General features: G+C 61.4%; 11 protein-coding genes and 1 pseudogene. 6 read left to right on the forward strand and 6 right to left on the reverse strand.

Annotated elements, in window-relative coordinates:
* Window positions 1-41: 41 nt before the first annotated feature.
* Both AC1DS5_RS21000 and pyrE read right to left on the reverse strand, forming a co-directional pair.
* Complete coding sequence (locus AC1DS5_RS21000) at window positions 42-734, reverse strand: DUF4124 domain-containing protein (protein ID WP_477720196.1); 693 nt, start codon at window positions 732-734, stop codon at window positions 42-44.
* A gap of 9 nt (window positions 735-743) precedes the next feature.
* Complete coding sequence (gene pyrE, locus AC1DS5_RS21005; RefSeq protein WP_477720197.1) at window positions 744-1,490, reverse strand: orotate phosphoribosyltransferase; 747 nt, start codon at window positions 1,488-1,490, stop codon at window positions 744-746.
* 11 nt (window positions 1,491-1,501) lie between these two features.
* Between pyrE and AC1DS5_RS21010 the strand changes: the two genes are divergently transcribed.
* Window positions 1,502-2,368 carry an exodeoxyribonuclease III gene (locus tag AC1DS5_RS21010; protein WP_477720198.1) on the forward strand — a complete coding sequence of 289 codons (867 nt, stop codon included), beginning with the start codon at window positions 1,502-1,504 and terminating at the stop codon, window positions 2,366-2,368.
* 307 nt (window positions 2,369-2,675) lie between these two features.
* Window positions 2,676-3,245: a TetR/AcrR family transcriptional regulator gene (locus AC1DS5_RS21015; RefSeq protein ID WP_477720252.1), complete on the forward strand. Its 570-nt coding sequence runs from the start codon at window positions 2,676-2,678 to the stop codon at window positions 3,243-3,245.
* Window positions 3,246-4,121: 876 nt separating this feature from the next.
* Here the strand turns inward: AC1DS5_RS21015 and AC1DS5_RS21020 are convergent.
* Window positions 4,122-4,826: a glutathione S-transferase family protein gene (locus AC1DS5_RS21020; protein ID WP_477720199.1), complete on the reverse strand. Its 705-nt coding sequence runs from the start codon at window positions 4,824-4,826 to the stop codon at window positions 4,122-4,124.
* 609 nt (window positions 4,827-5,435) lie between these two features.
* On the opposite strand from AC1DS5_RS21020, the pseudogene AC1DS5_RS21025 reads away from it, so the two are divergent.
* A pseudogene (locus AC1DS5_RS21025) lies at window positions 5,436-5,558 on the forward strand (exodeoxyribonuclease III); the annotation flags it as partial.
* Window positions 5,559-5,695: 137 nt separating this feature from the next.
* Here AC1DS5_RS21025 and AC1DS5_RS21030 read toward each other — a convergent pair.
* A complete protein-coding gene (locus tag AC1DS5_RS21030) occupies window positions 5,696-6,586 on the reverse strand; it encodes a LysR family transcriptional regulator (RefSeq protein ID WP_477720200.1) in 891 nt (296 codons plus the stop codon).
* A gap of 120 nt (window positions 6,587-6,706) precedes the next feature.
* Here AC1DS5_RS21030 and AC1DS5_RS21035 point away from each other — a divergent pair, with 120 nt between their 5' ends.
* From AC1DS5_RS21035 to AC1DS5_RS21045, 3 genes are read left to right on the forward strand one after another with little or no spacing between them, the layout of a single operon-like run.
* Window positions 6,707-7,573, forward strand: coding sequence for an MBL fold metallo-hydrolase (locus AC1DS5_RS21035; protein WP_477720201.1), 867 nt, complete (start codon window positions 6,707-6,709; stop codon window positions 7,571-7,573).
* A 23-nt stretch (window positions 7,574-7,596) separates the two neighbouring features.
* Entirely contained in the window at window positions 7,597-8,247 is a 651-nt protein-coding gene (locus AC1DS5_RS21040; protein WP_477720202.1) for a DsbA family protein, read from the forward strand.
* Window positions 8,248-8,305: 58 nt separating this feature from the next.
* Window positions 8,306-8,545, forward strand: coding sequence for a hypothetical protein (locus AC1DS5_RS21045; protein WP_477720203.1), 240 nt, complete (start codon window positions 8,306-8,308; stop codon window positions 8,543-8,545).
* Window positions 8,546-8,553: 8 nt separating this feature from the next.
* Here AC1DS5_RS21045 and AC1DS5_RS21050 read toward each other — a convergent pair whose 3' ends face one another.
* Together AC1DS5_RS21050 and AC1DS5_RS21055 are read right to left on the reverse strand one after the other, a co-directional pair.
* Entirely contained in the window at window positions 8,554-8,940 is a 387-nt protein-coding gene (locus AC1DS5_RS21050; protein ID WP_477720204.1) for a response regulator, read from the reverse strand.
* 2 nt (window positions 8,941-8,942) lie between these two features.
* Window positions 8,943-11,837 carry a PAS domain S-box protein gene (locus tag AC1DS5_RS21055; protein WP_477720205.1) on the reverse strand — a complete coding sequence of 965 codons (2,895 nt, stop codon included), beginning with the start codon at window positions 11,835-11,837 and terminating at the stop codon, window positions 8,943-8,945.
* Window positions 11,838-12,102 lie beyond the last annotated feature (265 nt).

Below are 12,102 nucleotides of genomic sequence, written 5' to 3' on the forward strand. Positions count from 1 at the left end.
GCGGCCTGCGCATCGTCAGCCTGCCATTGAACGTCAGAAAGTCAGTTTTTGGCGGCGGCCTTGGGGTGGCCCGCAGTGCCGGCGGCGCCTGAAGCCGCGTTGGCAGGTGCCACGCCTGCCAATGCCCAGAGCTGTTTGAGCTTGACCAGTTCTTCGTCAAAACGCAGGTTGACGCGTTTTTTCTCCTGCTCCTGGTCAGCAATGAATCTCTTTTGCACGGCGGCGCTGCTGTCGTTTTCTTCAAGCCGGCGCTTCAGTGAACCAGGTGCCCTGGACGGGTCTTTCGCGTAAAACTCGAATTCGTCGTTGATGGCCTTGCGCTGCTCGGCAAGTTCCACCGTTCTTTTGCTGGCGGCCTTGATGACTTCGTCGATCTGGGCCAGCGCCATCGTGCGCTCCTGGTCGTGCACCGGGCGGGCCGGGTAACGCAGCAGCAATGCCCGGTCCCGGCGCTTTTCTTCGACTTCGCGCGCACGCGCCTCTGCCGCCAGCTTCTCTTTTTCTTCCTGCGCTGCCCGCTCCTGTGCCGTGAGCGACGGCCCGACCTCGCGCCTAAGCCGGCCGGAACGCGTCAACTCCTGCTGCGTGCGGTCCATGCACTCGGCAATCGGACGGTCCGCCGTGATCTTGCGGCCTTTTGCATCGACACAGGTGTAGATGCTCTGGGCCGCGGCCTCACCGCACAGGCAGGTGGCCAGCACCAGCCCCGCCGTCAACGCTGTTTGCAAAAGCAATTCGACTCCTCATTCCACGCCATAGCGCTCCCGATAAGCCAGCACAGCCTGATAGTGGGCTTTTAAGGACAACGCGCCAGAGACCCCTGGCGTCGACACGTCGCCTTGCCTGGAGAGATACTGCAGCAAGTCGGTCAGGCGCGCAATCGCGCAAACCTGCAAACCCAGCTGATTCGTTACATATTGCACTGCGCTGTGGTTGACATCCACGCCATTCTCGGTGGCTTTTTCCTGCCGGTCCAGCGCGAGGACCATCGCATGGGGCGTGGCGCCGGCGGCCTGGATGATGGCAATCGATTCGCGCGCCGCCGTGCCGGCCGACATCACGTCATCAATGATCAGCACGCGCCCCTTGACGGGGGCCCCGACCAGCGTGCCGCCTTCGCCGTGGTCCTTGGCCTCCTTGCGGTTGTAGGCAAACGGCACATTGCGGCCCTGCCGCGCCAGCTCGACGGCAACGGCGGCGGCCAGCGGAATGCCCTTGTACGCGGGACCGAAAATCATGTCAAACTCCAGCCCGCTGCGCTCGGCCTCGGCCAGCAGGTGGCGCGCATAAAATTGCGCCAGGCGGCCCAGCTTGGCGCCGTCGTCAAACAGGCCCGCGTTGAAAAAATAGGGGCTCAGGCGCCCGGCCTTGGTTTTGAATTCGCCGAACCGCAGCACCCCCGATTCCAGCGCAAACTGCACGAATTCCTGTGCCAGTGTGGTGTCTGCGGAAGTTGCCTGCGCCTTGTCTGTTTGCCCTGCCGTACTCATTGGAGATGTCCTTGTTCAAATTAACCAGCCTCAACCTCAACGGTATCCGTTCCGCCACCAGCAAAGGACTGGAGGACTGGATTGCACAGTCCCTACCGGATTGTATTTGCGTGCAGGAGTTGAAGGCGCAAGCTGCGGATGTGAGCGGTCGCTTCGAAGCACTGGCCGACTTGAAGGGACATTTTCATTTTGCCGAAAAGAAAGGCTATTCGGGGGTGGCGGTGTATACGCGCCACGAGCCCAGCGATGTGATTGTGGGCTATGGCTCGTCCGAATTCGACGCCGAAGGCCGCTATGTGGAGCTGCGCTTTGATCAGCCGGGCCGCAAGCATGCGCCCAAACTGTCCATCATCAGTTGCTATTTCCCCAGTGGCTCATCGGGCGAGGAACGGCAAGCCGCTAAATTCCGCTTTCTGGCCGAGTTTTACCCGCGCCTGCTGGCGCTGAAGGAAACGCGCGACTTTGTGCTGTGCGGCGACGTCAACATCGCGCACCAGGAAATCGATTTGAAAAACTTCAAGGGCAACCGCAAGAACAGCGGCTTCCTGCCCGAAGAACGCGCCTGGATGACGGAGCTGCTGAAGGACGCCGAGCTGGCCAACGAAGCGGCGGAAGAACTGATCGAGCGCACCGGGCCATCGCTTCGAGGCGGCGGCATGGTCGATGTCTACCGCAAGCTGCAGCCCACCACCACCGACGCGGCCTACACCTGGTGGAGCAACCGCGGCCAGGCCTATGCCAAGAACGTGGGCTGGCGGCTCGACTACCACTTGGCGACTCCGAGCCTTGCCGCGTTCGCCAGACGAGAGCACATCTATTTGGACCAGCGCTTTTCCGACCACGCGCCGCTGACCATCGACTACGACTTTGAGCTCTGACGTTACGCTAAGCGCGTGAACGCCCGCTGTCAGTCGGCGCTGGCGTTCAACTGCGGGCGCGCAGATGGCAGAAATCGACCCATTGCCGCCATCGGCGCATCCGGCCTGAGTGACAGCAAGGTGCCCAAAGCTGCACTCGCTCCAAGCATCGAGGAGTGGGAGCGCTTCCGTTAAGAACGACGCAACTAGCTTCAGCGGCTGCACAGCATGATTGACTACCTGCCAAAAGGTAGACGTGGCGATATAATGTGCGTAGACCCTAAAAACAGTTTGTTTGTAGTCGAAGCTGTCTGTTGACACGAAAGGCATTGAAGTGAGCTCGAACGCCCGGGAAGCCATTTTGGCTGCCGCCAAGAAGACCGCGCAGACGCACGGCTACGCCGGCTTGAACTTCCGCGATCTGGCACAAGACGTGGGCATCAAGGCCGCAAGCATTTACTATCATTTTCCGAGCAAGGCCGAGCTCGGCGCAGCGGTCGCTAGGCGATATTGGGAAGACGGGGCAGTTGCCCTGGACGCAATTTCGGCCGAGAACTCGGACCCACTTGAGTGCTTGCGTCAGTTTCCCGACATTTTCCGAAGGTCGCTCGCGAGCGACAACCGGCTGTGCCTTGGCAGTTTCATGGGCGCCGAAACCGCAGACCTGCCTGACTTGGTGAACAAGGAAATGCAGGCCTTTGCCGACGTCAACGTGACGTGGTTGAGCAAGATGCTAGTTGCTGCGGGCTTAGTGAGCCTCGACGAAAGTGAACCTCGGGCGCGTGCCATTTTTGCGGCCATCGCCGGTGCTCAGCTCATTGCAAGAAGTCGCTCGAATATCTCGCTTTTCGACGCACTGATCACGACTTATCGTTCGGCAGGCCTTTTGCCAGCTTGAGCCGTAGGCCTGAACATTCGCACAGGCTCGCACAGGCTCGCGCTGGAGCGCTGGACGATGCAACATGTCTCGAGGCACGCCTCTTCGAAAGGACTTCGTCCGCGACGCCTGATATTCGAGACAGGGCCTCACAATCGTTTCGCCAAGTCCTTCGCAGCGAACTACATGGTTCCGCTCCCATGACGCTCACATCCAGTCTGACGGGGCAGGATGTCGGTTCTTCGGGTTACGGCTTTTGGGGGGAAAGGTAGATCATCACCAACGAGATGAGTTCCTGAGTGTTCTGACGTAGCGGGCCAGGCCAGGCGAGATGTTTGGAGTGATCCGAGAAGCAGACTACTCCGCAAAGCTCGCCGTTGTAGAAGGTCGGAACGTGGAGAAACGCGACAGCGGAGCTGCAGTGGAGGTGCCACGCCTGAATAATCACGCCCTCGCCGACGTCGCGCGAGTCGTGGGTCAGATAGCCCGCGGATCTTCCACGCGAGATAAATCGACAAAGCGATGGACGGAACGGGAGCCGGCCGACCGGAGGCGTCGTCGATGACGCCCCGATGCGACGGGCCCTTACTGCGTAGTTCCTCGTCAATGCCGTGTCCGGCTCGTCTCCACAAAGCGACGGAGTCGCATCCAGCCCTCTGCCGTAGCAGTTCGGCTACGCCGACTTCCAGCGCATCCAGACTCACACGGCCTGCGGAGAAATCGCTGCAAAGGCGATGCGCATCACGCCTGATATCTGTAAAGGGTCTCATGACGCTACGCTCCTGGGGTGTCAGAGCGTCTGCGACTGCCTACAACGCTCAGGAGGCTCGGCCATCGAAGCATCACAATGCCAGTGAAGAGTTCGATGTAGCCGAGGCTAGGCGGCTGAAGCCGCGCTTACTTCTTGGCCAGGGAATCCAGCTCCGGCACGCCGCTGTTGCCGTCGGCATAGGCGGCTTGGAAGCTGGGGCGAAGCTGCCAGCGCTTCCAGTACGCATCCAGATGCTCGAAACGCTCGTCCAGCGGGGTGGCGTTGACCGGGAACTTCGAGAACGCGATTGCTGTTGCCAGCGTCATGTCCGCGAAGGTGGGCGCATCCCCGCCCAGCAGCCATTGGCGGCCGTCCGACAGGTGGCGATTGACCAGGGCCGCGTGCGCCAGCGCTTCCTTGCGGCAGTGCTCGCCCCAGGCCTCGTTCTTGGTTAGCTCCAGCTTGAATCCGAGCCCGGTGTGCAGGACATGGAACGCCGTGACGATTCTGTACAGGATGTGCACCCAGATGCGGTTGTCCCACATGTTGTCGAGACCCTGCTCCAGAGCGTTCTCGCCCATGATCTTCCGGCCCGGGTAGGCCTGGTCGAGATACCGGACGATGGCAGCGGTCTCGGAGATGAAGCTGCCGTCGGCCAGTTGGAGGGTGGGGGTTTCGCCCCACGGGTTCATGTTCAAGTGCCGCCATCCGCGTTGTTCGCCGACGGGCGTCATGTCGTAGACGGTTTCCTGGAATTGGTCAGCGATGCCCTTTTCGTGCATGAACAGGCGCAGACGCTGGGGGTTCGGGAAGGCCGAAGGCGAGGTGAAGAGTTGGAGCTTGTTTGTCATGGTCGTATTCCTGGTTGATTGATGGTTTAGATATTTACCTACCATTCGGCAGGTAGACTAACAATAACCGCCATCACTCACGGCGTCAACAACTACCTGCCGATTGGCAGGTAACAATTTGTAAACAAATCGCCTGGCCAGTCAGAAATCGGCGTACGGGGTCGCGGTCGGCGACTTGTCCGCCTGCGTAGAAAATCCGCTGTGGCGCGAGTCTAGAAGGGCTCCTGCCAAGTACGCCGTGCACGCAAAACCTGATGCCGCTCCATGACGCACTAAATTGCAGATCACTGATGACGGCTTTCCAACTCAAAGCTGTCGCTGGCCCTTGAGCGAGCGGCGAGAGCACGCTGCGGGCTGCGGGCTGCCTACACTGCGGGCAGACGAACAGCCGCTTTGACTAGCACACACAGAACCCATCCCGTGACCGGACGCCGGTCAGCGTGCCGGAAAGCCGACGCCGGCGACGGACAGCTTGGCCGGAAACCACTTTGAAGCCCGACCGTGGACGACCGCTTCAGCGCCGTCTGCCGACAGTCATGGCGCTCCCATGAACTCGGTCCTCTCGTGAAGCTTGTCTTGCCTTGGCTGGCGTTTCTGTAGGTTTTTTGTCGTATCGACTACCACCTGGCCACGCCGGCCATGGCCGTGCTGGCCAAGACCGAGCACATCTACAAGGACCAGCGCTTTTCAGACCACGCGCCCATCACGGTGGACTACGCACTGAACCTGTGAGCGAGCCGGAGGCGGTCCTCCTCTTGATCAGCCCCGGAGATAGGCCGTTGACCGGTCGTCTAAACCCGGACTCCACGTGCGATTGCTCCATGGCCAAACGATCACCGGTTTGGTGGAACTGACGTGGTACGAGCCGGCTACCAGGGCACCTTGGCAAACCGATCCGCTAAAAAGTCCAGGAACGCGCGTACCGCAGGCGGCAAATGCTTGCGTGAGGTATAGAGGGCATAGATCGCCATGCCGGGAAGTTTCCAGTCCGGAAGTACGACCTGCAAGCTGCCATTTGCCAGGTGCGGGCTGGCCAGATACGTGGGTTGCAACGCCACGCCACCACCGACCAAGGCAGCGCGGAGTAAAGCCGTGGCCTCGTTGGCGCTGAAGTGGCTGCTCACGCTCACTTGGGCTTGCTCTTCACCACGGGTGAACCTCCACACGCTTTTGCCGAAATTGGCATGGCTCAGGCAACGGTGGGTCACCAGCTCAGCGGGCAAGGTCGGCACCCCGTAGGTGGCCAGGTACCCGGGTGAGGCCACCAGCACGGAATCGCACGGGGCCAACACCCGGCCGATGAGTGCGGGGTCCGGCTCGGCGCTGATGCGAATAGCCAGGTCGATGCGCGCCTCCACCAGGTTGAGCGCGCCCTCACTGGCGTTGAGGTCAATTTTGAGCTGCGGGTAGCGCTTCAGGAAGTCGGCCACTGCCGCCGCCATCTGCGCATACGCAAACGACATGCTGCAGGTAATGCGCAGTTGCCCGCGCAGGGCACCGTCGTGGCTGCTGGCTTCTTCCTCCACGTTTTCCATCAGCGCCAGCATTTGCTGGCTACGGCGCAGGCAGCTCTCGCCCGCATCGGTCAACGTGACGCTGCGGGTGGTGCGCTGCAACAGCCGCGCACCCAGCCACTGCTCCAGCGCAAGCACATAGCGGGTGACCATGGCGCGCGACATGTCCAGCTTGTCGGCAGCGGCGCTGAAACTGCCCGTGCCGGCCACCTCCACAAACACCTGCATGGCAGTGAAACGGTCCATGATTTGCTCGATTTACGAAACAGTAATGGGCGAATTATGGGGTTTATCTGCGCGAATATTGAAACTACAGTTCGTTTCAACGCTGCAGAGCGTCTTTTTAAAACACCACAGGAGTTCACCATGATCCGTATTACCGTTCTCGCCGCGTCCCTGGCCATCGCTTTCGGCGCCGCTCACGCAGACCAGCCCTTGGGCGTCAAGGTCTACAACGCGGACGGCAACAGCTTCAATGTCAATTCCACGCTGGTCTATGGCGAAAAGGAAGCAATGGTGATTGATGCCGGCTTTACCCGCGCCGATGCGCTGCGCATTGCCGCCAACGTGCTCGACAGCGGCAAACAGCTCACCACCATCTATGTGAGCCAGGCCGACCCGGACTACTACTTTGGCGTGGAATTCCTGAAAGAGATCTTCCCGCAAGCCGATGTGGTGACGAGCTCCGCCGTGCTGGAAAAGCTGGCGCCCAAGCTGGCAGGCAAGGTGGCATTCTGGAGCCCCAAGATGGGCGCCAATGCACCGCGCAAACCGGTGGTACCCCGCGTTCTGCAAGGCAACACCCTGACACTGGAAGGCCAAAAGATTGAAATCCGCGGCACGCAGGGCGTGCTGGCCCACCGCCCCTATGCCTGGATTCCCTCGATCAAAGCCATCGTGGGCAATATCGGCGTCTTCGGCAACATGCACGTGTGGACTGCGGATACGCAAACCGCCTCCGAACGTGCTGCCTGGGTGGCTCAGCTGGACGAAATGTCGGCTTTGAAGCCCGAGCTGGTGGTTCCTGGCCACATGAAGGCGGGCACCAAGGTGGACGCCAGCGCCATTACCTTCACCAAGGACTATTTGCATACGTTCGAGAAGAACCTGGCTGCCACCAAAAACAGCGGCGAGCTGATCAATGCCATGAAGCAGGCCTACCCGCAAGTGACCGATGGTGCCTTGTCGCTGGACATCGGCGCCAAGGTCAACAAAGGCGAAATGAAGTGGTAAAAAAGTGGCAAGGAAATAGCACCATGGATACCCGGGCACACATTGCTGTTACGTATTTGTTCGATCCCCTGTGTGGCTGGTGCTACGGTGCGTCGCCAGCGATCCAGCGCCTGGGACGGCAAAGCGGCATCCGGCTGGAGCTGGTCCCCACCGGGCTGTTTGCGGGCAGCGGCGGGCGCACCATGGATGCGGCGTTTGCAGACTATGCGTGGTCCAACGACGTGCGTATTGAAAAGCTCACCGGCCAGCGTTTCACCGAGGATTACCGCAAGAACGTGCTGGGCAAGCCTGGCAGCCGCTTTGATTCGGCCCCCGCCACGCTTGCCCTGACAGCGGTGTCTTTGAGCGAACCGCAACGTGAGCTGGAAACGTTGAAGGTCTTGCAGGAAGCCCGATATTTGCATGCAATGGACACCAGTGCTATGCCCGTGGTGGAGAAGCTGTTGCGTGACACGGGGCTGAGTGCCGCCGCCGACCGCCTGGTCACTGGCGACGCTGAGCTACTGGCCGCCAACGCCGCGCGTATCCAGAATGCACAAGGCCTGATGCAAACCTTAGGCGCGCAGGGAGTACCGGCCCTGGTGGTCAAGGACGACAATGGCAGCCGGCTGCTGCGCGGCAATGCGCTGTACGGCAGCTTTGATAGCCTGTTCAGCCACATTGCTGCGGCCTGAAGAGACCACAGCAAGCGCATATGGCCGGTTCAAACCAACCCATCAGGAGAAGCTCTCGATGAACACGCTCCGCCAAGTCCTGGTTCATATGCGCGCGGGTCGCTGGTACGAAGCACACCATCTTGTCCAGGGCGATGAGGATTCGCTGCTGAGCGCCTGGCTGCACGGCATCCTGCATATTCAGGAGGGTGATCTGGAAGATGCCGAGTACTGGTACGGCAAGGCCAACCGGAATTTCCGCAACCGGGGGACGCTGGATGAAGAGCTGGAGCGTTTCGAGGCTGCGTTATTGGAATAGCGCCGCGCTCAACCCTGAGCGGCCCAGATCTGCTGAATCTGCGCGGAAAGCTCCATCGGATCAAAGGGTTTGGGAATCACATCGAGCGCGCCCAGCGCCTTGTACGCCGCAATTTCCGAGGCCTGCACCTTGGCGGTCATGAAGATCACCGGCGTCCTGGACGTGGCAGGCATTTCGCGCAAGGCCTTGAGCGTGCTGGGGCCGTCCATGCCCGGCATCATGACGTCAAGCAGCAGCAGGTCGGCCGCGGCGCCGGGGGCGGCGCTCAGCGCCTCCTGCCCGGAGGCGCAGGGAATCACCGTGAACTTTCCGACAGCCTCCAGGGCCATCCGCGCCACAACACGGATGTCGGGCTCGTCTTCAACATACAAAATGCGCTGGAGAGGTGTGGGCATGGTCAGATCAGAGGTTGGGGACGGGTGGGGCCGGGGTCTCCGGGAATCTGAAGGATACGCTGAATTGTATTTAACAGCTCGGTGTTGGAGGTGTGGGCCTTGACCAGCACGGCTTCGGCCATCTGGCTGTCCTCCGGGTCCACGTCGCTGGACGAAAACAGAATCACCGGCGGCCGGGGATCGAGCGCATCGATGTCCTCAAACAGGTCCCAGCCCGAGTCCGAACCGAGCGTGAGGTCCAGCAACACCAGATCAAACCGTTGCTCCCGCAGCCGGGCGCGGGCCTGCTCCAGCGTGGCGGCAAATTCGAAACTTGCAAAGTTCTCGGCGATGGCAGCGGTAACATGCCGGATGTCAGGATCGTCTTCCACATGCAGGATACGCGGCTTGCGGGCCTGGAGACCGGCCACGGCGCGGCGGACACTGAGGGTCAGCTGGTTCTCATCGATCGGTTTTTCCAGCCAGTCCGACACCGCAAGCGGTTTGCGCTTGAACTGCAGCTCCCCCTCCCCCGCCATCGCGGAGATCACCACCACAGGCAGGTGGCGCGTTCTTTCTTCGCGGCGCAGCTCACCAATGAAGGCCAGGCCGTTCTGGCCGGGCAGCTTCAGGTCCACCGTCATGGCGTCGTAGTCTTTGCGCGCCAGGCAGGCCAGTGCCTGCTCGGCGCTGTGCGCCAGGTCGGCGTCGAAACCGGCCTTGCCCAGCATGATGCTGATAAGTTGGGCTACATCGGGGTCGTCTTCGCAAATCAGGATGCGCGGCCGGGACGATGCAGATCGCGCCTTCACCAACTGCTGCGGTTGGGCGGGCTCCTGCCATTCGGGCAGTTCAAAAAAGAAAGTGGTCCCTGCACCACCGGCATTGCGGTTGAAGCCGATGGAGCCGCCCATGCTTTCAATCAGGCCCCTGGAAATATTGAGGCCGAGGCCGGAGCCGCCCTTTTGCCGGGTATCGGACGAATCCGCCTGCGAAAACTTCTGGAAAATGCGGCTGCGAAACGCCTCCGGAATGCCGGGCCCCTGGTCCGAGACTTCTACCCGCACCTGCCGGGCGGTACGTGACAGCATCACTTCCACCGTACTGCCCGCCGGAGAAAACTTGACCGCGTTGGAGAGCAGGTTGGTCATCACCTGCATCAGCCGGTCACTGTCAATGCGTGCCTGCAGCGCCGCGTCGGGGGCGCGCAAGCGCAGCCTGACGCCGTGTTGGGCGGCAAACCCCTCGTTGGCTGCCAGCGCCTGCCGGAGCAGTGGCTTGAGCTCCGCGGCCTGCAGAGTCAGGCGCAGCTTGCCCGACTCGATTTTTTCGCTGTCCAGCATGTCGCTGATCAGCCGGATCAGGCGCTCGCAGTTGCTCGTGGCGATGGCCACCAGGCTCTTCACGGCCGCAGGCAACTCACCGGCAACACCGCCGGAAATCAGTCCCAATGAACCACGGATCGAGGTCAGCGGCGTACGGAGTTCATGGCTGACCGTCGAAACGAACTCGGTCTTCATGCGGTCGATGCGCTTGAGTTCGGTGATGTCGGTGCCCAGCGAGAAAAATCCAACGACCTTGCCTTCGTCCGCCCCCTCCCCATAGCGGGGGAAATACTGCATGGCGTAGTTTTTGTGAGCGCCTTGCGGCGTGACATGCACACGCTCGTACTGCACGGCATAACCGCGCAGCACCTCATCGACCTTGTCCCGCACGCCTTCGTAGAGCTGCGGGCCGAGGACTTCGGCAAGGGTATGGCCGTCGATCCGTTCAAATTCCAGGCCCAGGACTTCCTCATAGGTCTGGTTGTGAAAACGAAAGCGCTGCCCCAGATCGAGGTAGGCGATCAGGGCTGGAACGGTATTGGTGATCTGGCGCAACTGGGATTCGCTGGCGTGCAACGCCTCGGTGATGCGCCTGCGCTCGGTGTTGTCGCTGATCAGCGCCGTGAAGAGACGCTGCCCGCCCACATGCACGTCGCCAAACGACACACTGGCCGGAAATTCAGTGCCGTCCTTGCGCATGCTCTGTACGTCCTGGTTGGCCATCCTGAAGGGTTCGGGTCGCGCGCGCAGCGCCGCAGTGAAGTTCTTGTACTGGGCACGCAGGCGCTCGGGCACCAGTTCGGAAACGTCACGCCCGATGAGCTCATTTTTTTCATACCCAAACAGCTGCAGCGCTGCTGCATTGGCCTGCAGCACGATGTCATGGTCGGTCGTGGTGATCACCGCATCGGCCATGGCTTCGGTGATGGTGCGGGTCATGGTTTCGCTGTCGCGAAGTTTCGATTCCACGCGTTTGCGGACTTCCTCGTAATGGGTGACGACGTACACCATCCAGCCCAGCATGGCCAGAAACAGCAGGCCCGCGGCAATGATGAAGTGCTGGACCCGCTCAGCGCTCCGCTCGGCATCGGCTTGCGCTCGCTGCCAGGCCAGGTTCTCCCGGCTGCGGGCCTTGTCCAGCAGGCTGTCGGTACGCTGCCTGAGTTGCAGGTTGACGTCGCTGTTGAGGATAGCCACGGCGGCCGCCTGGCCCTCACTTTGCCGGGCTGCAATCACCTGGTTTGCCGCTGTCCTGCGCTGGGCGATCAGCTCGTCCAAAGCCGGCTGATCCGGCAGCAGGTTCGCGCTTCGCACACGGCCAATGGCTTCGCGCAAGGCAACGCGTGCTGCCTCAAGGTTCTGCAGGTCCGCCGCACTGCCGCTCAGCAGATACTGGCGCACCAGCGATTCGGCGGACTTGAGGCTGGAGGCGATACGCTCCAGCAAGACGAGGGTGTCTTCGGTCCGGACGCGCGCCTGGGCGGACTCGACCAACCGGTTGATCGTGACATAGGAGGCCGCGCCCACCGCGGCCACCAGAATGAGACCGATGCCCAGGGCCAGCTTGATCTTGACGAAGAAAGTGGAGCGCATGGGGAAATCCGGTAGTTGAACTTGGGGATAACGCGATGGCTGTGCAACCGGGCGGACGGCTCAACCCCGCCCAGGCGGGCCGGGGTCATCGGCGCGCGGCTGCGCCAAAACCGCAGGAAACACCGGCTCACGGATCGTCATGGCAACCGGACCATGGCTGCGACTGCCATGCCCCGCACGGTGGTGTGCTGGTCCTGAACGGCGACCGGGGTCGCGAACCTCGCTAGTGGCATGAGGACACTCCCAAAAAAGAGGCACATCACCA

Source organism: Polaromonas sp. P4_H1, from assembly GCF_056400945.1.

Bases quoted from the DNA above. Each gene is read 5' to 3' on its own strand.
- pyrE (WP_477720197.1), bottom strand. From the start codon at position 1,490: ATGAGTACGGCAGGGCAAACAGACAAGGCGCAGGCAACTTCCGCAGAC.
- AC1DS5_RS21020 (WP_477720199.1), bottom strand. From the start codon at position 4,826: ATGACAAACAAGCTCCAACTCTTCACCTCGCCTTCGGCCTTCCCGAAC.
- AC1DS5_RS21030 (WP_477720200.1), bottom strand. From the start codon at position 6,586: ATGGACCGTTTCACTGCCATGCAGGTGTTTGTGGAGGTGGCCGGCACG.
- AC1DS5_RS21035 (WP_477720201.1), top strand. From the start codon at position 6,707: ATGATCCGTATTACCGTTCTCGCCGCGTCCCTGGCCATCGCTTTCGGC.
- AC1DS5_RS21040 (WP_477720202.1), top strand. From the start codon at position 7,597: ATGGATACCCGGGCACACATTGCTGTTACGTATTTGTTCGATCCCCTG.
- AC1DS5_RS21045 (WP_477720203.1), top strand. From the start codon at position 8,306: ATGAACACGCTCCGCCAAGTCCTGGTTCATATGCGCGCGGGTCGCTGG.
- AC1DS5_RS21050 (WP_477720204.1), bottom strand. From the start codon at position 8,940: ATGCCCACACCTCTCCAGCGCATTTTGTATGTTGAAGACGAGCCCGAC.
- AC1DS5_RS21055 (WP_477720205.1), bottom strand. From the start codon at position 11,837: ATGCGCTCCACTTTCTTCGTCAAGATCAAGCTGGCCCTGGGCATCGGT.